The following is a 24,265-nucleotide window of genomic DNA, read 5'->3' as shown; positions in this document are numbered from 1 at the left end:
GGACTGAACGCTCCGGCCGCGTGTTGCTGAATTACTGTAGCCCGCGGGTTTGTAAAAACAGAATGGTAGCGGCAACGCGCGAGCGTACGTTGAGCTTGCGCAGCAGGTTGCGGATATGCACCTTCACGGTTTGTTCGGAGATGTTAAGGACCGAGGCAATCTGCTTGTTGGACAGTCCCTGTGCCAGTTCGTGCAGGACATCCAGCTCACGCTCGGTCAGCATGCTGAACGGATCGTCCTCCTCACCAAACATTTCGCGCTCGCGCAGATAATCACTGACGCGTTCGCTGAAAACCTGACCGCCGTTGGCACCCGTGCGAATAGCGTCCAGCAGGACTTCCGGATCGCTGTCTTTTAACAGATAGCCGTCTGCGCCAGCGTCAATCAGTGCGTAGATGTCACTGGCCGCATCCGAGACGGTGAGAATGATAATCTGCGCTGTGATCCCATCGCGGCGCAGGGCGTTCAACGTATCCAGACCGCTCAGCCCTTTCATATTCAGATCAAGCAGGATCAAATCCAGGTCGAGACGGTTTGCCAGATCAATCGCCGTTGCGCCATCGCCCGCTTCGGCAACCACCTCGAATGTCGGATCCAGTTCCAGTAACTGACGGATACCACGACGCATAAGAGGGTGGTCATCGACTATCAGCACCTGAAAAGGCGTTGCTTCAGGCATAGTTAGCTCCCGATATTTTATTAGAATCATTATTGTTATTCGATCAGGAATCGTCCAGATTCACCGCATCGATAATAGGGTGAAATATTACCCCAGATTACGCATGGGTAAGAAGTAAAACCTGTCGGGAAAAGGGGGGAGGGGGAGCCTCTCATCGTCATGAGAGGCGATGTGATTAGGGCAGTAGCGCGACGTGAGTCACGTCTTCCTCGGGTATCGCGCTGAAATACCAGTATTCATCGTTGATTTTTGCGACGCTAAAACGCGCAAGCGAGAGCGATATGTCGGACGATGCGGTCTTCACCTGTACGGTGCCGGTTAACGGACGTTTGCTCACCAGCATGAAATCGCCGCGGTTATTGAACCAGGCTGTGATATCGCCGCTGAGCGCTTGTTGCTTGCCGTTTGCCAACACGGAGTAATCGAAGTTAACCTTTTCCTTTTCCACATTCTCTGCGCCAAAATAACGGCCATAAACCTGCGGATCGTGAAAGAAACCGAAATGCCCCCCGCTGTTTTGCATCTTCAAAAAGTGGAAATCAGGCACGGTAAAGTCCTTGTGCCCCTGACTGAGTTGGCTCTTAACGATACTCACACGGACAAAATCTTGCTGATAAACGCGCGTATAAGCGGCATACATTAAGGAGTATGACCAGATGAATACCGCAGCCATCAGGCCCGTAACGGCATAGACGCCATTCATGACCCTGGGACCGGCTACCGTAACGACTTCCCTTGCGAGGAAAGAGAGGGCCAGCAGGAAGAATAAAAATGTCGACAGCATGACCCGGTCGGGATACGACGGGGAGGCCACCATGATAAAAGAGGTCCCCAGTCCCACCAGCAGCATTAACACGGCCATACCGAGATTGGCACTTTTAATGCGATGTCCCTGTCGTTTCGTCGCGAACAAAAGTATCGCCAGTAAAACCAGCACCACATAAGAAATCCATACCAGCGCCAGGTGGTTAAAGAAGCGCTCACTCAGATGAATAGTGATTCTTTCGACGATCGATTTATTGTACCAGACGGTATGCGCACCCTGGGCGCGAATAAAATTGCCTGGCGAGAAAATCAAAATACTGGCACCCACCAGCGCGGATAAAAAGTAAGCGATCTTATTCGCAATGATACGTTTCTCTTGCCAGTAATCGTACACAATAGCCAGCAGTGCGAGGCCAACGACAAAAGGCGCGACGCTTTCATTGGAGCAGCCTGCCAGTAGTCCGAGCAACAGCATTCCAACGTGCGTCCGCGCTTCGCGCTGTTGTTGTATGCGGTACAGGTTCCATATCCATGCGGCGACGAACAGATTCGTCCACAGGTAGTTTGCGCTACCAACGATCCAGAAAACCGTTTGTCCAATATTCGGGTTAGCGACCCAAAAGGTCAGAAAAATAAGGGTAAAAATCAATGCATCATGTTTTTTCCATTTCAGCGTGCCCGTAGGGGTTTTCACAATGAAATAGCAGAACGCGACGACGACAAGGCCCGTCATGGTCGAGACAAACCAACGAGACTCGGTGGCGAGTAACAGCGCGCTGACATAATCAGCGACGACGCGCCCGCTCCAGGTCAGGTAGTGATTCAGGTGCGCATCAAATGAGACGCCGAGCAGGGCATAACGGTAATCATCGGAGTGAATAGGGGTGAACCACTCCAGGACAAATACTGCAAAAAAGGCAATTAAAAGAATGCTTTTATTAACATGCTTTAACATCAGTTATCCTTGTCTGAATCATGACCCATCGTTTTACGTTTTTTCAGGATGTATCGAGGCCGCTGCTTAGTTTCGACATAGATTCGCCCGATATACTCACCCAGTACGCCAATACCAATAAGCTGAACGCCTCCCAGAAACAGGATTGACACAATCAGGGAAGAATAGCCACGCACGGGATTTCCCCACAGAAGCGTATCTATTACCATTCCCGCGCCGTAGGTGAAAGAAACCAGGGCGACCGCGAGACCAATGTAGGTCCAGATACGCAGAGGAAAGGTGGAAAAAGAGGTGATCCCTTCCAGTGCGAGGTTCCACAGCTTCCAGCCGTTAAATTTGCTCTTTCCGGCACAGCGAGTGGCGCGCGCGTAGAGGACGATGTCGGTTTTGCCGCCAACCCAGGATAAAATCCCTTTCATGAACAGATTTCGTTCGGGCATTTGTTTAATGTTGTCCACCACTTCACGACTCATCAGCCGAAAATCGCCGACGTTTTCTTCAATATGCGGTGTACTGATTTTATTGTGCAGTTTGTAGAACCACTCGGCGCTTTTACGCTTCAGGCGACTATCGACAGAGCGATCGGAACGTTTAGCCAGCACAATGTCCGCCCCTTCCTGCCATTTTTTGATCAGGTGAGGAAGGACTTCGACAGGGTCCTGGAGATCGACATCCATCGGAATAACGGCGTCGCCACTGGCATTGTCGAGCCCGGCAAGCAGCGCCGGCTCCTTGCCAAAATTTCGCGTAAACGAAAGCGCGACAACGAGGGGATCGGCAACGGCGAGAGCGTTAATGATGGATTCCGTTGCATCGGTACTGCCATCATTGATGAACACAATTTCGATGTCATGCGCTTTCAGCGCGTCGTATTCGCGCACCGTCTTGTAAAAAAGACCAATGGTTTCTTCTTCGTTGAAGACAGGAACGACCAGTGAAATTTTCATCGTGCGTCCTTGAATACAATGAATCGGGAATAGATAAATCCACAGATAAGGCTAATGGCTGAGAACGCAACCAGCGTCACCAGCGGCGGGAAACCGCACTGTTCTGCCCCCCAGCCCGTCAGGATACTGAGCAGGCCCATAAACCCGACATACAGCAGATAGCGACGTGTTGTAGTCGATTGCTTGAAGGTAAACCGGGCATTGGCATAAAAAGAGAAACTCACAGCAACACTGAACCCCAGGAAATTAGCCAGCGCCTGATGGGTATGAAAAGCGTAGATGCAGATAGCAAAAACTATCCAGTGAATCAATGTGTTGATCACGCCTACGGAAGTGTACTTAATGAAGTGATGCCACATAAGCAATAAGGTCGGCTGTGCAAAAAACGGGATTGTAACATTATTCCTTCCCCTAACTCGAATCGAATTCAACGCTTATGAGTGTGAATAATCAGAAGCCAGCCCACCAGGGCGGGTTTCCAGGGGAATGTTGGTCAACACGAGAGGATTTGAACCTCCGATCTCCGTCCTGTGACACCCATGATGATGCGCAGCACATACTGAGGGTCGGATATGTGCCGGGAGAGAACGCTGTCAATTAGAGTGTTATCAAAGAGATGAGTCGCTGTAGGGGCAGTCGAAGCTTCTCCTGGAAACTATTTCAGAATAGCCGTAACGATGCTGCTGAACACGGAACCCGTAGTAAAGGCGTGCTCCGTCGTTATCTCCTCTTTGCGCATGTCCGCGAGTCTGGCAAGTGCGCTTTTAGCATCGGTCGCGTGGACTTCCTCAAAGAGCTTCTCCCAGCCGTCTCTGGCAAGTTGCGCAGTTTTTTCCGCATCAGTTCTTTCCAGGGCGGCAATTTGAGCCCCTCTTTTAAAGAAACAGTATTCAGGCATACGTTACTCCAGGACAGGATGACATCAAAAATAACATATCTAATCGATCTGGGTTCGTACAGCGGAATTTTCAGCAGGCTGATTCAGTATCAATAAGATGTTGTGCTATATCGTCGATATATCGTAAAAGCATGAAAAGATTTATTCCGCTCCTCGCTCAGCGCAGACAGTAAAATGAATGGATTACAGCGTCAGACGCTCTACATTTCCGCCAGATTAAACAAGGGCGCGACAGAAGGTCGCTTCTTTTTTTGGGTTGTTGCAATAGCTTGAAAGTTAATTCAGGATTGTCAGTGTCGTCGACGGCATATCTGAACATAAAGGCAATTTAAAATGACTTTTGTTAAGGAGACGCTATGAGAACATATATTGATGCTATAGGGAAAGTTGAGGTTAGTAATGATGATATAATCATTGCGCTTAACCCTCCCTATCGCGATGGTCTGAAAGGATTAGACGGATTCAGCCACATCAATGTATTGTGGTGGTGCGATGGCTGTGATGATCCCTTATCTCGGCAGAAAATGATAACGTCAGCACCTTATACTGAGGAAACGTTGGGAGTGTTTGCGACTCGCACTCCTCAGAGACCAAACCCCATTGCACTCACGACGGCAGAAATAATGGATATTGATTCAGATAAAGGTATTCTGATTATATCCTGGATTGACGCGAACAATGGAAGTCCGGTTATAGATCTTAAACCTTATACACCGAGTCTTGACAGGGTGGAAAATCCAGTTACGCCATCGTATTTTTCTCACTGGCCTGAATCATTAGAGGCTTCTTCGAATTTTGACTGGTCGTCAATTTTTTAATTGTGATAACAGTACAACGATGCGCAGAACAATATCATTCCTGATATTCCACTGGATGAGATGATAATAACGAAAGGTGAGGGTATATCTCTCACCTTTAAATACCTTTCAACCAGACGGTGGCACGCGGGTAGCCTGAAAACGGGATCGCTTCGGGCGCTGTATGCGGCACCTTGTCTCTCTTGCGGAATAGCTCGTTCAAGCGATTACTCTTCCTGTTGTCAGGGATACACATCCCGTTGAGAAAAAATGAGAAAAAATAGCGCCAGAGTAAAAACTGACGCTACGGTGTTAATCACATTTTTCTGCTCAGGGTTGGGCTTACTTTTATCGTTTTGTCGGATATGAGAACCTGAGATTCATGGATGTCATTTGCTTTCTTCTTGTACTTCTCTTTCAGCAGCCTCAACTTCACGATACCAGCGAGGATGATGTTTCTTTGCCCACCGTCGACTGACTTTTCCTTCGATCATGCCGGTGATGGAGCCTTTCACCCAGAACGCCATATACATATGAATCAAAATGGCGTGGATCAGCACGATAGCTGCAGTTGCATGAATCAATAAACTCCAGCGAACGACGACGATGGGGAAATAGTGAGTAAAGTAAGGCCGCCAGATAATGACACCGGTCACCAGTAGTACAAAGATCAGACTCATGATGCTCCAGAACATCATTTTCTGTCCGGCATTATATTTCCCAACATCCGCGACTTTATGTTCATTTCCTTTCAGTACCTCGACAATGCCTTTAATCCAGGGAAGATCCTGTTTATCAGGGATATTGTGATGGACAAAACGGACGAACATAAACATCAGTACGACGAAGATCAGCACGCCGAAGAAGGGATGCAATATCCTTCCCATCTGCGGTGTCCCAAAGGTTTCGGTCAACCATTTCAGGGTAGGGAAGAACAGAGCGATACCGGAAAGCGCGACCAGAAAGAAGCTGATGACGACCGTCCAGTGACAGGCACGATCAATGAACGTCGTTCTCAGGATCATTTTGCTTTTACTCATGGGTGTTTTCCTCATCATCATCTGTCTCTTTGTTGGGCCCAATCCCTACATAGTGGTAAATCAGCCCAGCAAAGGTGGCGATAAATCCGGCAGCAGAGAGCGGTTTGAGGATCCCTTTCCATAAATTCACCGGGGTAGCAATATGCGGATCGTTCGGTAGGTTATGGTAAAGCTCCGGCCGATCGGCATGGTGCAAAACATACATCACATGAGTACCGCCCACCCCTTGCGGGTTGTACACACCCGCGTTGGTGTATCCGCGTTTTTTAAGTTGTGCCACACGGGTTTCCGCTACGTTCAGCATCTCTTTTTTGGTGCCAAACTGGATGGCACCCGTCGGGCAGGTTTTCACACAGGCGGGTTCCTGGCCGACGCTGATCCTGTCCACACAGAGCGTACATTTGTAGACACGATTATCTTCAGGGTTCAGTCGCGGGACATTAAACGGGCAACCGGCAATACAGTAACCACAACCGATGCAGTGCTCAGACTGGAAATCGACGATGCCGTTGGCGTACTGGATGATTGCGCCTGCAGACGGACAGGCTTTAAGACAGCCCGGATCCGCGCAGTGCATACAGCCATCTTTGCGGATCAACCATTCCAGCTTGTCATTCCGGGTGGTTTCGCTAAAACGCATCACAGTCCAGGATTTAGCGCTGAGATCGGTCGGGTTGTCATATACACCGTTGCAATATCCGACGTCATCGCGGATGTCGTTCCATTCGGAGCAGGCTACCTGACAGCCTTTGCAGCCAATACAGGTCGTGACATCAATGAGTTTTGCCACTTCGGCACGAAAATCCCGGGCATGCGGCGGTGGAGTAAGAGTGTTGGTCGCGGAGCGTTTGATAATATCTTGTGATTGCATAGCCATAAGTTCCTCTCCTACGCTCGCTCGATGTTAACCAGGAATGCTTTGTATTCTGGTGTTTGTGAGTTGGCGTCGCCGACGGATGGCGTCAGCGTGTTAGCGAGGAACCCTTTGCGTGTTGCCCCTTCAAATCCCCAGTGGCATGGGATCCCAATTGTGTCCACCTGCCTGCCGTCAATTGTCAGCGTTTGCAGGCGTTTGGTTACAACGGCTTTCGCTTTGATAAAACCACGTTTGGACATGACCTTCACCGTGTCGCCTGCCGTAATCCCCTTTTTGCTCGCCAGCGCTTCACCAATTTCGACGAACTGGTCGGGTTGGGCGATGGCGTTCAGAAGAGCGTGTTTCGTCCAGTGGCGGAATAATTCGGTAATCGAGTACGTGGTCGCGACGTACGGGAAAATGTCGGCTTTGCCCATATTAGCGATATCGCCAGGGTAGATGCGCGCAACCGGGCTGGACACAACATCCGGATGAAGCGGGTTGGTGCCAATAGGTGATTCAATGGGTTCGTAATGTTCGGGGAATGGCCCGTCGTTCATTTTGTCGAGAGAGAACAGACGTGCGACACCTTCCGGATTCATGATGAAGGGCCCGACGTTACTGCCCGGAGCGGCCTGGCCGTAGTCTGCCACATCCATTCCGGTCCATTTTTTACCGTCCCAATGCAGAAGAGGACGTCTGGCATCCCATGGCTTTCCGGCAGGGTCGGCAGAGGCGCGGTTGTAGAGAATTCGGCGATTTGCCGGCCAGGACCATGCCCAACCAGGCGTACAGCCCAGGCCATACGGATCGCTGTTATCGCGATTGGCCATTTGGTTACCTTGCTCGGTCCAGCTTCCGCAGTAGACCCAACAGAAGCTGCTGGTCGACCCGTCATTACGAAGCTGAGCAAAGCTGCTCAATTGCTGACCTTTCTTCGCGATCAATTGTCCTTTGTCATCGTAGAGGTCTGCCAGCGCTATTCCGTTGGCTTCGCGGGCAATCTCTTCCGGATGCGGGTCATACGGATCTTTATAGTTCCAGTTGATGTTCATAAGCGGTTCGGGATTCGCACCGCCTTCCTGTTGGTATAATTCGCGCAAACGCATAAACAGACGGCCGAGAATTTTGCCATCATGCAACGCTTCACCCGGCGGTTCCGCCGCTGCCCAGTGCCACTGTAACCATCGTCCAGAGTTGGCAATTGAACCGTTCTCCTCTGCAAAACAGGATGACGGCAGGCGGAACACTTCTGTCTGAATCTCTTCCGGTTTAACCTCGTTCATTTCGCCGTGGTGCTGCCAGAAGTTAGAGGATTCGGTAACCAGGGGATCGATAACCACCATATACTTCAGCTTCGAAAGCGCGCGGGACGATTTGTTTTTATCGGGAAATGCAGCCAGTGGATTGAATCCCTGGACGATGTAGCCGTTTATTTTGCCTTCCAGCATCAGCTCGGCTTGCGTCATCACGTCATAAAGACGATCCCATTTAGGCAGCCAGTCATAGCCCCAGTTATTTTCCGCAGTGGCATGATCGCCCCAGAAGCTTTTCATCATGCTGACAAAGAACTTCGGCGTATTCTGCCAATAGTTCACTTCATTTACGCCCAACGCTGGTGGAGTAATTTGCGAGATATAGGTCTGATAGTCTGGCTGTTTTTCGGAGGGTAGCGGCATATATCCGGGGAGGTTGGTCGACAGCAGACCAAGGTCAGTATAGCCCTGAATATTTGAGTGGCCACGCAGGGCGTTGACGCCACCGCCAGCCATACCGATATTGCCCAACAGCAGTTGCAGCATTCCGGCTGCACGAATGATCTGCGCCCCGGCGGAGTGGTGTGTCCAGCCCAGCGCATACAGGATAGTCGCGGTGCGGTCGGGTACGCAGGTGCTGGCGAGAATGTCGCAAATGCGGTTGAAGTCCTCCAGCGATGTCCCGCACAGGCGATTCACCATTTCCGGGGTGTAACGATCGACGTGAGTTTTGAGTAAATTCCAGACACAGCGAGGATGACTCAGGGTTTCATCACGCAGGGCATTTCCCTGTTCATCAAGCTGATAGAACCAACTCGATTTATCATATTGCCGTTTTTTAGGGTCATAGCCGCTGAATAATCCGTCATTGAACTGATAGTCTTCGCGGATCAGTAGCGCAGCGTTGGTGTAATGGAGAACGTATTCGTGCTGTACGCGCTCGTGTTTCAGCAGATACCGAATGACACCCAGCAGGAACGCGGTGTCTGAACCCGCACGGATCGGCGCATAGAGATCGGCAACAGCGGCGCTTCGGTTAAAACGTGGGTCGACCACCACAACGGTGGCGTCATTTTTGGTCTGTGCTTCAACCACCCATTTAAAACCAACCGGGTGAGCCTCTGCGGCATTGCCGCCCATAATCAGCACGACGTTGGCGTTTTTAATATCCACCCAGTTGTTGGTCATTGCGCCACGACCAAACGTTGGTGCCAGCGCAGAAACGGTTGGACCATGGCACAGACGAGCCTGGCAGTCGATGGCAACCATCCCCAGGCTACGGGTAAATTTGCCGTCGAGGATACCGGTTTCATTGCTGGCTGCGGAAGAGCACAGCATGCCGGTGGTCGTCCAGCGATTGACGGTCACACCCTGCGCGTTTTTCTCGATGAAATTAGCATCGCGATCGTCCTTCATTAACCGAGCGATGCGGTTAATGGCATCATCCCAACTGATACGTTCCCATTTACCAGAACCTGGGGCGCGATATTCGGGATACTGCAGGCGTGTTTCACTGTGAATATAATCCAACACGCCAGCACCTTTCGGACACAAAGAGCCGCGACTGACCGGATGATCAGGATCACCTTCAATGTGGTAGATGCTCTCTTTGACGTTTTTAGCGGTATCGCCAAGACTGTACATCAGCATGCCGCAGCCTACTGAGCAATAAGTACAGTTGTTACGCGTCTCTTTGGCTTTTAAGAGTTTGTACTGACGTGTTTCCGCGTGAACGGAAAAAGATGATAAGAATCCGAGAGATGCAACAGTTGTTCCTGCCATACCACCCGCGCAGATTCGAAAGAACTGCCTCCGGCTGAGCTCCATTTTTTCTCCAGCTTAAACTTAAGACATGAAAAAGTTCAGTTATTGTAAGGTTAAATCGAATGATAAACCATTAGCTTTTAGTGGTTATTGACATGCTGAAATATTGATATTTTTGATCTAAGAAGAGATTGCCAGATAAAGGACTGGCTTCGTCGGCCAGACAGGCCAGGTATTCTTCGCGGGTCTGTGCTTGTGCAAATCGTTCACACAGAGGAAACCTCCAGTCAGTCTGACTGAAGGTATAGGATAGCGACGGAATTTCAGGTGGTTACAGGTTAGCTTATGTCGGAGTTATTCCCCGTACAAATTCCAGGCATAAAAAAACCAGCCGTAACAGGCTGGTTCTTAAGGGGAATTTTGGTCGGCACGAGAGGATTTGAACCTCCGACCCCCGACACCCCATGACGGTGCGCTACCAGGCTGCGCTACGTGCCGACTCGTGGGAGGTAATACTACCGCTTTCCGCACCGAATGCAAGGGGACATCCGGCTAACTGATTAATAATAAATCAGTTAGCGATAAAACGCTTCTCGTCCGTCAACACCTGCAACAGCAGACTCAACTGTGGCTTCTGATCTTTAATCTTCTCGCCGCGTAAATCGTAAGTCTGGTACTTGCCGTTGTTGTTCAGCACCAGCGTCATTTCAGGCGTAGTGATCGCCAGCGTACTGAGATCGGCCGCCGTCACCCAGTAGTGGCGACGATTGGCGTTGAACAGATCCTGTCCCTGCGAATACTCATTGGCAGGCGTGCTGACGTGGAGCAGACGCTGCATTAGCGTGGTCATGACATCAGTATGATCGGTCAGGCTGTTGATCCGCTGCGCGGGGGTTCCCGGCCAGTGAATGATAAGCGGAACCTGCAGGTGGCCGCGTGACCAGGCGAAGTTTCTTTCTTCATCGTTCAGCGCGACGCCGCGACCGGCAGTGATAATCACAACGGTGTTATCCAGTTTGCCGGATTCACGCAGCGCACCGAGCACGCGGTTGATCTGTTTATCAACATCTCCCGCCGCGCGGGCGTAACGGCGGATGAAAGTCGCCTGGTTGCTGTCGTCAACGTTGGTGCCGTTAAACGAAACCCACGAGAACCAGCGGTTATCTTCCTGTGCGTAACGGCCCAGCCAGTTGATCCACTGGCTGGCGGTCTGCTCGTCGGACTGCGTTTGTACGCTGGGCATTGAGAAGTCAGACAGCAATGCCTGGCGGTACAGCGGGCTGGTAAAGCCGTCGGAGGAGAATAGCCCCAGTTGATATCCTTGTTGATTCAACGCCGAAATCAGCGCAGCGGGCGTTCGGGTGGACAGAATACCGTCCATATAGCTCGGTGACACGCCGTAGAACAGGCCAAAAATACCGTTGTCGGTGGTGTTGCCGGAACTCATGTGGCGCGTGAAGGCAATGTTCTGCTCGGCAAATCCGGCGAGGGCAGGCATCTGCTTTTCATAGCGCGAATAGTTCAGGCCATCGACGGTGATCAGCAGGACGTTTTGCCCGGTGCCCATATCGCGATAACGTAACTCGCTCAGCGGATACTGTACGGACACGGCTTCAGGATTTCCCTGCTCAACCAGACGGCGCTGATACTCCTGCGCATCCAGCAGGCCATGTTTTTCCAGAAACCGGCGAGCGGTCATCGGATAGGAGAGCGGCAGATTGGCGCGCTGCATGGTGATCGGGCGATAGAAATTGGCATCCGCCCAGATATAGACCACATGCGAGGTAATAAATGACACAAAGAAGAAGGCGGCCAGCGGCTTGGCGAAGTGGCGACGACGCGTCAGGCTGCGCAGTTTTTGCCAACTCCAGGTCGCAAACAGCATTTCAATCAGCAGGATAACCGGCACGCTGATAAACATCAGCTGCCAGTCGCGCGCCATTTCATTCTGGTCGGGGTTAATCACCAGTTCCCAGACGATGGGATTAAGATGCAGGTGGAAACGGGTAAACACTTCGCTGTCGATCAGCAGAAGCGTCATTCCGGCCGTCGCCAGAATGGCTGACAGGAAACGCATCAGCCTCTGGGACATCACAATGAACGTCAGCGGGAACAGAATCAGCAGATAAGTGGCAAACACCAGAAAGCTGAAATGACCGACGATACTCAGATACGAGTAAACACGACCCGCCAGCGTTGTCGGCCAGTCGGCGACAAACAGGTAACGGCTGCCAAGCACAATGGCCAGCAGAATGTTGAACAGTGCAAACCAGTGCCCCCAGCTAACCATCTGGGAGACTTTTTCACGGTAGCGCTGACGGTGAGTTACCATAACTTGTCGTTCGTTTCCCCGAAGTCGGCTTTTAGTGCGCTTTGTCGTCGTTTACCGAGGACTGTAACGCGCGGGCAAAAGAGTTCGCAATCGCCTGGCGCTGAGCCGGGGCAATGCTGGTATTTATAAGGTTGGTGACCATGTTTCCCAGCACCATCAGGGAAAGGTCAGTCGGTGCCTTATGTTTTTCCAGTACGTTGAGCATCTCGGTGAGCAGTTGTTCAACGTGTTCGTCACTATAGCGGGAGATTTGTGGCATAAATCGAAATCAGTTTATTCATGAAAGGGCAACATATTACCGTAGCAACAGTTTTTTTTCCGCTTTTTTATCCTCAATAATTCGCGTTACCGTGCGACAGGCAAAATGGCGCTGCATCTTCTGTTGCGTCGCCTCGCCGGTGGTGGTTGAATACCGCCCGGTCTTTAAGGAGAGTTTATCATGAGTCTGGATATCAACCAGATTGCCCTGCACCAGCTTATCAAGCGTGATGAGCAAAACCTTGAGCTGGTCCTGCGCGATTCATTACTGGAACCGACAAACACCGTTGTCGATATGATGGCTGAGTTGCATCGGGTCTATAGCGCGAAAAACAAAGCGTATGGCCTGTTCAGCGAAGAGAGCGAACTGGCGCAAGCACTGCGCTTGCAGCGTCAGGGGGACGAAGATTTTCTCGCCTTTAGCCGCGCGGCAACCGGACGTTTGCGTGACGAGCTCGCCAAATACCCGTTCGCTGACGGCGGCATTGTGCTGTTCTGTCATTATCGCTATCTGGCGGTAGAGTATTTACTGGTGGCGGTGCTGAACAACTTAAGCAGCATGCGCGTTAATGAGAATCTGGATATCAACCCAACGCACTATCTGGATATCAACCATGCCGATATTGTCGCGCGTATCGATCTGACCGAGTGGGAAACCAATCCGGAATCCACCCGCTACCTGACCTTCCTGAAAGGACGGGTAGGGCGCAAAGTGGCGGACTTCTTTATGGATTTCCTCGGGGCCAGCGAAGGTCTCAATGCCAAAGCGCAAAACCGTGGACTGCTGCAGGCGGTCGATGACTTCACCGCCGAAGCGCAACTGGATAAGGCTGAGCGTCAGAACGTGCGTCAGCAGGTGTACAGCTACTGCAACGAGCAGCTCCAGGCCGGTGAAGAGATTGAACTGGAGTCGCTGTCAAAAGAGCTTTCTGGCGTCAGTGAAGTGAGCTTTAGCGAGTTTACGGCAGAGAAAGGCTATGAACTGGAAGAGAGCTTCCCGGCCGATCGCAGCACGCTGCGTCAACTGACTAAATATGCCGGTAGCGGTGGTGGGTTAACCATTAACTTTGACGCGATGCTGTTGGGCGAACGCATCTTCTGGGATCCGGCCACCGATACGTTGACCATTAAAGGCACGCCGCCGAACCTGCGCGATCAGCTTCAGCGTCGTACTTCAGGCGGTAACTAAGCGCCATAAAAAAACCCCGCCGGAGCGGGGTTTTTCTTCAACTTGTTGGCGATTACGCGCGAACGAAGTCGATGTGAGTCAGCTTCGGCTTGAACGCGTGACGCTGTACAGCCTGAGCTTTAACTTTAACTTCTTTACCGTCAACAACGATAGTCAGAACGTCGCTATAAAAACCTTCTTTAGCTTGCATGTTCATGATGGAATCGTGGTCCAGTTCGATAGCAATCGGGGCTTCTTTGCCACCGTAGATGATTGCCGGGAACTTGTTAGCGGCACGCAGGCGGCGGCTCGCACCCTTACCCTGCTCTTTACGTACTTCAGCGTTGATAGTAAACATTTAAATCTCTCTTTAATAATTCCTGTTACAGGCGACCCAGCAACAGGTAAGTGATCTGCTTTGCGTATGCAAAAGCGGGCGAGATTCTATACTCAAACGCCCATTACATCAATCAAAAGTACGATTAACCGCGTAATTCATGTGCCCGACGGAAACGTCCCTCGTAATCGAACACTTTTTCCCGTACTTGCCAGTATTGACCTTTCATTCGCGCCACCACAAAGTCGGGATGACGTAACAACGTCTGCTGCGCGAGGATATCCGCCGCCGTGATCCAGCGTAGCGGCACGCCCGGCGTGCGGGTATGCGGGCGGATAAAGAGTTGTTCAAACGCTGTACGCTGGGCTGGAGTTTGTAAGCGAAAACGTTCGCTTACATCCGCGCCGTCTTCGTCGTAGTAGGTGATTTTCAACCATTCGCCTTTCTCGTCATGACCGTGCTGCAACGTCATGCCGCTACAGCGGAGCACCAGCGCGTCTTTCAGCTTCAGCGCCGCTTTCAGCATGTCGTCCGGATCGACGAGGATCGTATCGCATTCCCGGCAGCGACGGGCGGCAATGTCGTTTTCGGCATTACACTGTGGGCAATTTTTAAAGCGAAAGCGAAAATCGCACTGCTCACGGTGTCCCTCATCATCTTCAAACCAGCCCTGACAGCGGCGTCCGAAATGTTCTATCAGGGTACCGTCAGCGGTGGTTTTGCCCCAGAAGGTGTTGGCGAAGCCGCAGGCCGGACAAAAGACCTGTACCGGCACGTTGTCACTTTTGCCTTTCGGGCTGCCCACTTCCGGGGAATAGAGGTCGTGTGGATTACCGGCGTAATCGAGAATCAAACAGTCCGTCTTTCCCGGCGCGAGGCGCAGACCGCGACCCACAATTTGTTGGTACAGACTGACCGACTCGGTGGGGCGCAGGATGGCGATAAGATCGACGTGCGGGGCATCAAAGCCGGTGGTTAAGACGGAGACATTGACCAGATAGCGAAAACCCTGGGCTTTGAACGCATCGATCAGTGCGTCGCGTTCAGGGCCGGGGGTGTCGCCTGTAATCAGCGCAGAATCCTCTTTGGGCAGCAATCCGACTATCTCTCTGGCGTGTTCGACGGTGGCGGCAAATATCATCACCCCTTTGCGGGTCTGGGCAAATTCAACAATCTGGCTGATGATGTGCGGCGTGATGCGCTGCTGCTTTTTCAGCTCCCGGTTCAGATCAACGTCGCTAAACAGACCATTGCTCTGCGCCTGCAGGCGGCTGAAATCGTACTGTACCACCGGCATATCAAGTCGTTCCGGCGGTGTGAGATAGCCGTGCTTAATCATATAACGCAGCGGCAGTTCATAAATGCAGTCGCGAAACAGCGCCTTGTCGTCGCCGCGCACCATACCGTGGTAGTGGAAATGATAGATCCAGCCTTTACCCAGACGAAAAGGGGTGGCGGTCAGCCCCAGCAGGCGAATATGGGGATTAGCATTGCTCAGATGAGTAAGGATCTGCTGATACTGGCTCTCTTCGTCATCGCCGATGCGATGGCATTCATCAACAATTAGCAGCGAAAATTCGCTCTGGAAGGCGTCCAGGTTACGGGCCACGGACTGAACGCTGCCGAACACCACTTTGCCGTGGCTCTCTTTGCGTTTGAGTCCGGCCGCAAAAATATCGGCCTCCAGTCCCAGCGCGCAGTATTTGGCATGGTTTTGCGCCACCAGCTCTTTCACATGTGCCAGCACCAGCACACGCCCTCTGGCGACGCGCGCCAGTTCGGCAATCACCAGGCTTTTACCGGCGCCGGTGGGGAGAACAATCACCGCTGGCGTTTGATGGCGGCGGAAATGGTTGAGCGTGGCATCCACTGCTTCTTGCTGGTAGGGGCGAAGTGTAAAAATCATGGTCTCACAATACGTAACGAACTCGGGTATAGTATGCCACGAATCGTTTTCCCTTGAGGGATGTTGTTAGCCCGCTATACTGGGCAGATAACGGCTCCACTTTTCGGGCAGCGCGCCCGATTCCCGTATTGTTACAGGCAAAATCACACTCATGCGACTTGATAAATTTATCGCTCAGCAACTCGGCGTCAGCCGCGCTATTGCCGGGCGTGAGATCCGCGGTAGCCGTGTTACCGTGGATGGTGAAATCATCCGAAATACCGCGTTCAAACTGTTGCCAGAACACGACGTAGAATATGATGGCAACACGCTGGTTCAGCAAAATGGCCCACGTTACTTTATGCTTAATAAACCCCAGGGTTACGTGTGCTCAACCGATGACCCGGATCATCCGACGATCCTTTACTTCCTGGATGAGCCGGTCGCGCATAAATTACACGCTGCGGGTCGCCTGGATATCGACACCACCGGTCTGGTGCTGATGACCGACGATGGGCAGTGGTCGCATCGTATTACTTCGCCACGTCATCACTGCGAGAAAACCTATCTGGTCACGCTGGAGTCGCCGGTAACCGGTGATACCGCAGAGCAGTTTGCGAAGGGCGTGCAACTCCATAATGAGAAAGATCTCACGAAGCCGGCTGTGCTTGAGGTTATTACTCCCACGCAGGTGCGTCTGACCATTAGCGAAGGGCGCTATCATCAGGTGAAACGGATGTTTGCCGCCGTGGGCAACCACGTTGTCGGGCTGCACCGCGAGCGGATCGGCGCCATTATCCTCGATGCTGACCTTGAACCGGGTGAGTATCGTCCATTGACTGACGCGGAAATTGCCAGCGTTGTCTAAGCCAGACAGGCCAGGTTTTTAACCTGCCTCTGACAAATTCAGGAGTTTTTTGTGACCACCCGGCAGCACTCGTCTTTTGCCATTGTTTTTATCCTCGGTCTGCTGGCTATGCTGATGCCGCTGTCGATCGATATGTATCTTCCGGCGCTACCGGTGATCTCCGAGCAGTTTGGCGTGCCGGCGGGCAGTGCGCAGATGACGCTCAGCACCTATATTCTGGGCTTCGCCGTCGGGCAGTTGCTGTATGGGCCGATGGCGGATAGCCTCGGGCGAAAACCGGTGATCCTCGGCGGCACGCTGGTGTTCGCCGCGGCTGCTGTGGCCTGCGCGCTGGCGCAAACCATCGATCAACTGATTGTCATGCGATTCTTTCACGGCCTGGCGGCAGCCGCTGCCAGCGTGGTGATCAATGCGCTGATGCGCGATATGTATCCGAAAGAAGAGTTCTCCCGCATGATGTCATTCGTCATGCTGGTGACCACGATTGCGCCGCTGATGGCGCCGATTATCGGCGGCTGGGTGCTGGTATGGCTGAGCTGGCACTACATCTTCTGGATCCTGGCGATCGCAGCGGTGCTGGCCTCTGTCATGATCGCGACGCTCATTAAAGAGACGCTGCCGGTTGAAAAGCGCCAGCCGTTCCATATTCGCACGACGATAGGTAACTTCGCCTCGTTGTTTCGCCATAAGCGGGTGCTGAGCTATATGCTGGCCAGTGGCTTTAGCTTTGCCGGGATGTTCTCATTCCTTAGCGCCGGGCCTTTCGTGTATATCGAAATCAACCATGTATCACCGCAGGATTTTGGTTACTACTTCGCCCTGAACATCGTCTTTTTGTTCATTATGACGATTTTTAACAGTCGCTTTGTGCGGCGGATCGGTGCGCTGAACATGTTCCGTACCGGATTGTGGATCCAACTGGCGATGGCGGTGTGGATGGTGCTCAGCGCGCTGTTTGGCGTCGGTTTCTGGGCGCTGGTGCTGGGTGTGGCGGTCTTTGTCGGCTGCGTGTCGATGATCTCCTCCAATGCGATGGCGGTGATCCTCGATGAGTTCCCACATATGGCGGGAACGGCCTCGTCGCTGGCGGGTACCTTCCGCTTTGGCATTGGCGCGCTCGTCGGCGCATTGCTCTCTCTGGCGACGTTTAACTCGGCCTGGCCGATGATTTGGTCCATTGCTTTCTGTGCAAGTTGTTCAATTTTGTTCTATCTCTATGCGAGCCGCCCGAAAAAACGGTGATCAAATACACAACATGGAAGCCGTTCGGCTTCCTTTGTTGATGTATGTCAACGACAATTCCATCATTTCCCCGATATATGTTTATTTTATGTAAAATCAATTTATGTAAAAAGTCACATCATTGTAGTTAAAAAGGTTGAGTTAGATCGCAGAAACGGGTACATATAGCCCGCGCTCCCATCCCGACTGGAAACATCTATTTTAATAAAGGCCATACCGACCATACTGGCCACGCGGGATAAGGATCGTCACGTTATGCAACCGTTTAAGGACGGATTGTCAATGATGTGTTAATATAGATGTAAATAAATTGTGAAGTTATTGTGCTTCCGGGGAAAGAAAGTGACAACATTACAGCTCTCAATCGTTCATCGCTTACCACAGAACTATCGTTGGTCAGCGGGTTTCGCAGGTTCGAAAGTTGAACCGATTCCGCAAAATGGCCAAAGTGTAGAAAACAGTCTGGTGGCGCTTAAACTGCTGAGTCCGGATGGCGATAGCGCCTGGCCGGTGATGCATAAACTCAGCCAGGCGCTCAGCGATATTGAAGTGCCATGTTCAGTACTGGAGTGTGAAGGTGAACCGTGCCTGTTTGTGAATCGCCAGGACGAGTTTGCCGCGACCTGTCGTCTGAAGAACTTTGGCGTGGCCATTGCCGAACCGTTTTCTAACAACAATCCGTTTTGAGCGTCAGCTTAGCGTGAGAAGCTGACGCGTATACGCCTGCTGCGGTGCGCTAAAGACGTGCTGGCATTGCCCCTGCTCGATTACCTCTCCCTGTCTTAGCACAATCACCTGATGGCATAACGCGCGTACCACGTGCAGATCGTGGCTTATGAAGATATAGGCCAGACGATGCTTCTGCTGCAACGATTTCAACAGCGCGAGAATTTGCGTCTGCACGGTCCGATCGAGAGACGACGTGGGTTCATCAAGAATAATCAATGACGGTTTCAGGATCAGCGCTCTGGCAATTGCGATACGCTGGCGCTGACCGCCGGAAAACTCCGCCGGATAGCGATGACGCGTGTCGGCATCCAGTCCCACTTCCGCCATCACATCCACGACCTGCTGCTCACGCTGTTCGGCTGAGAGCGCTGGCTGGTGAACGCGCAGTCCTTCTTCAATGATTTGCAGTACGCTCAGTCGCGGATTCAGCGAGGAGTTGGGATCCTGGAAGACCACCTGGATACGATGACGAACGGGCAACAGCTGTCGGCGCTTAAGATGTTGTAACTGCTGACCGTCAAATTCTATGCTGCCCTGAGAGGTAATAAGCCGCAGGAGCGCCAGCCCGGTAGTGCTTTTTCCCGAACCTGATTCCCCCACCAGCCCCAGCGTTTCACCCGGTTGCAGACTGAAACTGATGCCTTTCACCACCTCATTGTTCGCCACCACGCGCTTAAGGATGCCCTTGCGAATGGGGAACGCGACGCGTAAATCCTCAACACTGAGAAGGGGGGACAGCCCCTGCGGCAATGGTACCGGATCGCCTGCCGGTTCGCTGTTGAGCAACTTCTGCGTGTAGGGATGGGTGGGCGCATGGAGAAGGGGAGCAGCCCGGTTTTGCTCAACGCATTGCCCGTTTTGCATCACCGCCACGCTGTCGGCGAGCTTCCTGACAATACTGAGGTTATGGGTGATGAACAACATCCCCATATTCAGCTCGCGCTGGAGTTCGCGCAGCAGTTGCAGGATCTGCGCCTGTACCGAGACATCCAGCGCGGTGGTTGGCTCATCAGCGATGAGCAATTCGGGTCGCGTTAATAGCGCCATTGCAATCATCACCCGCTGACGTTCGCCGCCGGAAAGTTGGTGCGGGTAATCACCCAGTCGTGTTGCCGCCTGACGAATGCCGACCCGGTCGAGACAGCTTAATATCTCCGCGCGTGCCGCTTCCCGGCGCATTCCCCGGTGCAGGGAAAGCACTTCATAGAGCTGTTTTTCGAGATTGTGGAGCGGGTTTAGCGACACCATCGGCTCCTGGAAAATCATGGCAATCTTGTTGCCGCGTACGCCGCGCAGGGTCTGCTCACTGGCGTGCAGTAAGGACTCACCGTGAAAACGGATATCGCCGCCGAGATACACTGCGGGCGGGGTAGGTAACAGGCGCAGAATCGACAGCGCGGTAACGCTCTTGCCGGAGCCGGATTCTCCCACCAGCGCCAGCGTTTCGCCAGCCTCCACGCGCAACGAAATCGCGTTAACCACCGTGCGGACCGTCTCCTGCTTGCGAAATCCCAGCGTCAGATTGTCAATGGCGAGCAAAGGTTGCGTCATATTACACCGCCTTGTTGGGATCGAATGCGTCACGGACGGCCTCGCCGATAAAGATCAGCAGCGAGAGTAAAATGGCCACGGACAGGAAGGCGGTGATGCCCAGCCACGGCGCTTGCAGGTTATTTTTACCTTGCAGGAGCAACTCGCCCAGCGAAGGAGAGCCTAGCGGCAAACCAAAGCCGAGGAAGTCCAGCGACGTCAGGGTAGTAATAGAACTGCATAAAATGAACGGTAAGAAGGTCAGGGTGGCAACCATTGCGTTGGGTAGCATGTGGCGAAAGATGATACTGCGGTCGCTAACGCCGAGCGCCTGGGCGGCCCGGATATAGTCAAAATTACGCGTGCGTAAGAACTCTGCGCGCACCACGCCCACCAGACTCATCCAGCCAAACAGCACCGTAATCGCCAGCAGCCACCAGAAGTTGGGTTGCACGACGCTGGAGAGCAAAATGATCAGGAACAGCGTCGGCATACCCGACCAGACTTCAATGAACCGCTGGCCCCATAGATCCACTTTACCCCCGTAATAGCCCTGCAACGCCCCGGCCAGCACGCCCATGACGCTTGAACACAGGGTAAGCATCAGGCCGAAAAGAATGGAAATACGCGTACCGTAAAGCACTCGCGCCAGCACGTCGCCGCCGTTGGCATCGGTACCCAGCCAGTTTTGCGCCGAAGGGGACGAGGGAAAGGGGGTGTCGGTTGCAAAGTTGATGCTGTTCGCCCCAAAACGCACCGGTGCCCAGAGAACCCAACCGCGCTTTTCCAGTTGTTGCTTTAACCACGGGTCCTGGTAATCCGCCCTCGTTGCCAGAGGGCCGCCAAAATCGCTCTCACTGTAGTTTTTGACCAGCGGGAAATACCAGCTTCCGTCGTAGCGCACCAGTAACGGTTTGTCGTTAGCAATCAGCTCAGAACACAGGCTCAGACCAAACAGGACAAGAAAAATCCACAGCGACCAGAAACCACGACGATTATGGCGAAAACGTGCCCAGCGGGCCTGATTGACGGGGCTTAAATGGGCCATTAACGTCCCTCAAAATCAATACGCGGATCGACCAGCGTATAGCTGATATCACTGAGAATATTCAGCAGCAGGCCAATCAGGGTGAATATGTACAGCGTGCCAAACATCACCGGGTAGTCTCGTGAAACCGTCGCCTCATAGCCCAACAGCCCCAGACCATTGAGTGAAAACATCACTTCAATCAGCAGTGAACCGGTGAAAAACATACTGATGAAGGTGGCGGGAAAACCGGCGATCACCAGCAGCATGGCGTTGCGAAAAACGTGCTTCCACAGGATATTCCCTTCACTCACCCCTTTGGCACGGGCGGTGACGACGTACTGCTTACGGACCTCATCGAGAAAGGCGTTTTTGGTCAGCATGGTCAACGCGGCAAACCCGCCAATCACTGTCGCCAGGACGGGTAAGGTGATGTGCCACAGATAGTCGGTTATCTTCTGATACCAGGGCAGGGAGTCAAAATTCGCCGAGACCAGGCCACGCAGCGGGAAGAGATCGTAATAGCTGCCGCCGGCAAAAAAGACAATCAACAGTATTGCGAACAGAAACGCCGGGATAGCGTAGCCAATGATAATAAACGCGCTGCTCCAGACGTCGAATCGGCTGCCGTTATGCACGGCCTTGCGGATCCCTAACGGAATCGACACCAGATAGATGATGAGCGTACTCCACAGCCCCAGGGTAATAGACACCGGCAGACTCTCTTTGATGAGCGCCAGCACCGAGGCGCTACGAAACAGGCTGTCGCCGAAATCGAAGCGAATGTAATTCCACAGCATGGTGAAATAGCGCTCGTGCAGTGGCTTATCAAAACCGTAGCGTTGGGTGATTTCGGCAATCACTTCAGGGTCAAGGCCGCGTCCTCCGCGATAGTTGCTGTCGCTGATATTACCCACCCCGGTCCGGGCGTGGCTGGCGCGGATGCCTTCGCTTCCGGCACCGGGCAGTGCGCTCGTCTGACCAAACTCAATGGCGGCAATCGCCTGGTCGACCGGGCCGCCAGGGGCAATTTGCACGATGAAAAAGTTGATGGTGATGATCGCCCAGAGCGTCGGGATAACCAGCAACAAACGGCGAATCAGGTACGCGCCCATTTATTCTCCCTGTCGTCTGGCGGCTGGCAACTTCGCCGCCCGGTTTACGTCATACCACCAGTTATCCAGGCCGATGGTATAAATCGGACGAATGGCCGGACGGGAGAATTTATCCCACCAGGCCAGTCGGTCTTCCGCCATGTACCACATCGGCAGCATGTAGTAATTCCAGGTAAGTACTCTGTCCAGCGCGCGCCCAAGCGGCAGCAGTTTGTTTTTATCACCTTGCGCCGCGATGATTTGATCGATCAGTTTGTCAACCACCGGACTTTTCACACCGGGGGCATTATAGCTGGAGTCGATGTATTCAGACGCCCAGGAGATTTGCAGATCGGAACTGGGCCACGGCATCGCGCGCCACAGGGTCGGCATCATGTCGTAGTCCCGGTTGCGCAAGCGATTGGTGAGTTGTGAGTTATCTACCTGGCGAATATTCATCGTAATACCCAGCCGCTGGAGATTGTGCTGGAAGGGCAGGACCCACTGGCTGTTACTGGCGGCGGAAATGAGCAGTTCAAAGCTCAACGGTTTACCGGTGGCCGTGTTAATGCGCTGCTGGTCTTTCAGTTCCCAACCCGCGTCTTTCAGTAAGTTATCGGCTTTTAACAGGTTTTCCCGATCGTAACCGTCGCCTTTAGACACGGGAGGCTGGTAAATCTGGCTGAAGACCTCCGGCGGCAGATCCTTTTTCATCGGCGCCAGCAGTACCAGTTCCGCCGCGTCAGGATAGTTTCTGGCGGCATACTCGGTGTTCTGGAAATAGCTGTTTGCCCGGCTCCAGGCGTTGTAGAACAGCGCTTTATTCATCCACTCAAAATCGAACGCCAGCGTAATGGCTTCACGGACGCGTCGGTCGCTGAAAACGAGGCGCTGAGTGTTGAACGCCAGCCAGCGCGTATCCTGCGCCGATTCATTTTTCTGCTCATCTTTGATGATGTACTGATTATCAAAGTTTTTACCGACATAACGTGTCGCCCAGTTTTTGGCGTCGCTTTCCAGACGCAAATCGAACGCGCCAGCCTTAAAGGCCTCAAAAGCCACGTTGTCGTCGAGGTAATAGTCGTAGCGAATGACATCGAAATTCCAGCGGCCACGATTGACCGGCAGATTGGCGGCCCAGTAATCCTTCACGCGTGAATAGACAATATACTGGCCCATCTTCCACTGACTGATGCGGTAAGGCCCACCGCCCAGCGGAGGTCTGGACAGCGGGTCGCTGAGTTTGTGATCTTTCCAGTACGCTTGTGGCATCACGGGCAATGAGAACAGGCTGAGCATGTCCTCTTTACCCGGCTTCGCGAGTTCCATACGGACGGTCAGCGGCGCAATGGCTTTGACCGTTGTGCCTTTGTAGACCAGACGAAACTGCGGCACACCTTCGGTCATAAATTTGTTGAAGGTGAAGGCGACATCCTTTGCCATGACGGGCGAGCCATCATGAAAACGGGCGCGAGGGTTGATCGTGATTTCAACCCACGAATAATCCTCCGCATAGCGTGCGCTCTCGGCGATCAGCGGATAATAGCTGCCGGGCTCGTCATCAGAGGTGGTAAACAGGGTGTCGTAGAGTTGTTCAGTCCGGGCTGCGGGATTACCGCGCAGGGCATAGCGGTTGAAATTGTCGAATGTGCCGAGGGCGGAAAGCGTGATCTGACCGCCTTTGGGGGCCGCGGGGTTGGCGTAATCGAAATGATCAAAATTGAACGCGTATTTAGGTTCTCCCAGCACCGCAAAGGCATAGCTCTCTTTGATCGCCTGCGCCTGGGCGCCCGCGCTCATCAATATGACAAACAGCAGCAATATGCGAATGATTATCT

21 protein-coding genes, 1 tRNA gene and 2 pseudogenes are annotated in these 24,265 nt (G+C 52.7%); 5 read left to right on the top strand and 19 right to left on the bottom strand.

The genetic code is table 11. From position 1 onward, the window contains the following. Nucleotides 1-31 precede the first annotated feature (31 nt). The 5 genes from narP to ACERJC_RS10475 form a co-directional block, all read right to left on the bottom strand. The gene (gene narP, locus ACERJC_RS10495) at nt 32-679 is read right to left on the bottom strand and encodes a nitrate/nitrite response regulator protein NarP (protein ID WP_373671615.1); all 648 of its coding nucleotides are present in this window, start codon (nt 677-679) and stop codon (nt 32-34) included. Between the two features lie 175 nt (nt 680-854). Further along, nucleotides 855-2,399 carry a DUF6056 family protein gene (locus ACERJC_RS10490; protein ID WP_373671614.1) on the bottom strand — a complete coding sequence of 515 codons (1,545 nt, stop codon included), beginning with the start codon at nt 2,397-2,399 and terminating at the stop codon, nt 855-857. After that, nucleotides 2,399-3,346 (bottom strand): glycosyltransferase family 2 protein, encoded by a 948-nt coding sequence (locus tag ACERJC_RS10485; protein ID WP_178823699.1) that lies wholly within the window; start codon nt 3,344-3,346, stop codon nt 2,399-2,401. Before ACERJC_RS10485 ends, ACERJC_RS10490 begins: the two co-directional genes overlap by 1 nt. Further along, nucleotides 3,343-3,705 (bottom strand): GtrA family protein, encoded by a 363-nt coding sequence (locus tag ACERJC_RS10480; protein WP_044326632.1) that lies wholly within the window; start codon nt 3,703-3,705, stop codon nt 3,343-3,345. Before ACERJC_RS10480 ends, ACERJC_RS10485 begins: the two co-directional genes overlap by 4 nt. A 296-nt stretch (nt 3,706-4,001) precedes the next feature. After that, the gene (locus tag ACERJC_RS10475) at nt 4,002-4,244 is read right to left on the bottom strand and encodes a hypothetical protein (protein ID WP_178823697.1); all 243 of its coding nucleotides are present in this window, start codon (nt 4,242-4,244) and stop codon (nt 4,002-4,004) included. Between the two features lie 356 nt (nt 4,245-4,600). On the opposite strand from ACERJC_RS10475, the gene tsaA reads away from it, so the two are divergent. Continuing rightward, a complete protein-coding gene (gene tsaA, locus ACERJC_RS10470; protein WP_178823695.1) occupies nt 4,601-5,062 on the top strand; it encodes a tRNA (N6-threonylcarbamoyladenosine(37)-N6)-methyltransferase TrmO in 462 nt (153 codons plus the stop codon). Between the two features lie 368 nt (nt 5,063-5,430). On the opposite strand, the gene fdnI is transcribed toward tsaA, so the two are convergent. The 8 genes and pseudogenes from fdnI to ACERJC_RS10430 form a co-directional block, all read right to left on the bottom strand. Next, nucleotides 5,431-6,081 carry a formate dehydrogenase-N subunit gamma gene (gene fdnI / locus ACERJC_RS10465; RefSeq protein ID WP_178823693.1) on the bottom strand — a complete coding sequence of 217 codons (651 nt, stop codon included), beginning with the start codon at nt 6,079-6,081 and terminating at the stop codon, nt 5,431-5,433. Beyond that, nucleotides 6,074-6,958 carry a formate dehydrogenase subunit beta gene (fdxH, locus tag ACERJC_RS10460; RefSeq protein WP_373671613.1) on the bottom strand — a complete coding sequence of 295 codons (885 nt, stop codon included), beginning with the start codon at nt 6,956-6,958 and terminating at the stop codon, nt 6,074-6,076. The genes fdnI and fdxH overlap by 8 nt, the downstream gene beginning before the upstream one ends. Nucleotides 6,959-6,969: 11 nt before the next feature. Then, entirely contained in the window at nt 6,970-10,020 is a 3,051-nt protein-coding gene (gene fdnG, locus ACERJC_RS10455) for a formate dehydrogenase-N subunit alpha (RefSeq protein WP_373671612.1), read from the bottom strand. Nucleotides 10,021-10,165: 145 nt separating this feature from the next. Further along, nucleotides 10,166-10,231, bottom strand: a pseudogene (locus ACERJC_RS10450) (SOS response-associated peptidase); the annotation flags it as partial. Between the two features lie 84 nt (nt 10,232-10,315). Then, nucleotides 10,316-10,423 (bottom strand): annotated as a pseudogene (locus ACERJC_RS10445) (hypothetical protein); the annotation flags it as partial. After that, nucleotides 10,379-10,455: transfer RNA gene (locus tag ACERJC_RS10440), tRNA-Pro, on the bottom strand. The pseudogene ACERJC_RS10445 and the gene ACERJC_RS10440, both read right to left, overlap by 45 nt. A 73-nt stretch (nt 10,456-10,528) precedes the next feature. Next, the gene (gene yejM / locus ACERJC_RS10435) at nt 10,529-12,289 is read right to left on the bottom strand and encodes an LPS biosynthesis-modulating metalloenzyme YejM (protein ID WP_152403509.1); all 1,761 of its coding nucleotides are present in this window, start codon (nt 12,287-12,289) and stop codon (nt 10,529-10,531) included. Nucleotides 12,290-12,320: 31 nt separating this feature from the next. Further along, a complete protein-coding gene (locus ACERJC_RS10430) occupies nt 12,321-12,548 on the bottom strand; it encodes a YejL family protein (protein ID WP_042317936.1) in 228 nt (75 codons plus the stop codon). Between the two features lie 180 nt (nt 12,549-12,728). Between ACERJC_RS10430 and yejK the strand changes: the two genes are divergently transcribed. Then, complete coding sequence (gene yejK / locus ACERJC_RS10425; protein WP_178823513.1) at nt 12,729-13,736, top strand: nucleoid-associated protein YejK; 1,008 nt, start codon at nt 12,729-12,731, stop codon at nt 13,734-13,736. A 52-nt stretch (nt 13,737-13,788) separates the two neighbouring features. Here yejK and rplY read toward each other — a convergent pair whose 3' ends face one another. Next, the gene (rplY, locus tag ACERJC_RS10420) at nt 13,789-14,073 is read right to left on the bottom strand and encodes a 50S ribosomal protein L25 (RefSeq protein ID WP_043000095.1); all 285 of its coding nucleotides are present in this window, start codon (nt 14,071-14,073) and stop codon (nt 13,789-13,791) included. Between the two features lie 124 nt (nt 14,074-14,197). Further along, nucleotides 14,198-15,958, bottom strand: a complete 1,761-nt coding sequence (gene radD, locus ACERJC_RS10415; protein WP_373671611.1) for a DNA repair helicase RadD — start codon at nt 15,956-15,958, stop codon at nt 14,198-14,200. 151 nt (nt 15,959-16,109) lie between these two features. Between radD and rsuA the strand changes: the two genes are divergently transcribed. From rsuA to ACERJC_RS10400, 3 genes are all read left to right on the top strand, one after another. Next, nucleotides 16,110-16,805 carry a 16S rRNA pseudouridine(516) synthase RsuA gene (gene rsuA / locus ACERJC_RS10410; RefSeq protein ID WP_152403515.1) on the top strand — a complete coding sequence of 232 codons (696 nt, stop codon included), beginning with the start codon at nt 16,110-16,112 and terminating at the stop codon, nt 16,803-16,805. Nucleotides 16,806-16,856: 51 nt separating this feature from the next. After that, nucleotides 16,857-18,047, top strand: coding sequence for a Bcr/CflA family multidrug efflux MFS transporter (locus ACERJC_RS10405; RefSeq protein WP_152403517.1), 1,191 nt, complete (start codon nt 16,857-16,859; stop codon nt 18,045-18,047). A gap of 342 nt (nt 18,048-18,389) precedes the next feature. Then, a complete protein-coding gene (locus ACERJC_RS10400) occupies nt 18,390-18,734 on the top strand; it encodes a YejG family protein (RefSeq protein WP_043000099.1) in 345 nt (114 codons plus the stop codon). A 3-nt stretch (nt 18,735-18,737) separates the two neighbouring features. Here ACERJC_RS10400 and yejF read toward each other — a convergent pair whose 3' ends face one another. From yejF to ACERJC_RS10380, 4 genes are read right to left on the bottom strand one after another with little or no spacing between them, the layout of a single operon-like run. Continuing rightward, nucleotides 18,738-20,327: a microcin C ABC transporter ATP-binding protein YejF gene (gene yejF, locus ACERJC_RS10395; RefSeq protein WP_373671610.1), complete on the bottom strand. Its 1,590-nt coding sequence runs from the start codon at nt 20,325-20,327 to the stop codon at nt 18,738-18,740. Between the two features lies 1 nt (nt 20,328). Then, nucleotides 20,329-21,354 carry an ABC transporter permease gene (locus ACERJC_RS10390; protein ID WP_373671609.1) on the bottom strand — a complete coding sequence of 342 codons (1,026 nt, stop codon included), beginning with the start codon at nt 21,352-21,354 and terminating at the stop codon, nt 20,329-20,331. Next, on the bottom strand, nt 21,354-22,448 hold the full coding sequence (locus ACERJC_RS10385) for a microcin C ABC transporter permease YejB (RefSeq protein ID WP_373671608.1): 1,095 nt from the start codon (nt 22,446-22,448) through the stop codon (nt 21,354-21,356). The genes ACERJC_RS10390 and ACERJC_RS10385 overlap by 1 nt, the downstream gene beginning before the upstream one ends. Continuing rightward, the gene (locus ACERJC_RS10380) at nt 22,449-24,263 is read right to left on the bottom strand and encodes an extracellular solute-binding protein (protein WP_373671699.1); all 1,815 of its coding nucleotides are present in this window, start codon (nt 24,261-24,263) and stop codon (nt 22,449-22,451) included. Nucleotides 24,264-24,265: the final 2 nt, after the last annotated feature.

It is taken from the genome of Citrobacter telavivensis (assembly GCF_041807075.1).
Lineage (GTDB): Bacteria > Pseudomonadota > Gammaproteobacteria > Enterobacterales > Enterobacteriaceae > Citrobacter_A > Citrobacter_A telavivensis.
The sequence above is the reverse complement of the archived record's forward strand: the minus strand, read 5'-3'. Positions and strand labels throughout refer to the sequence as shown.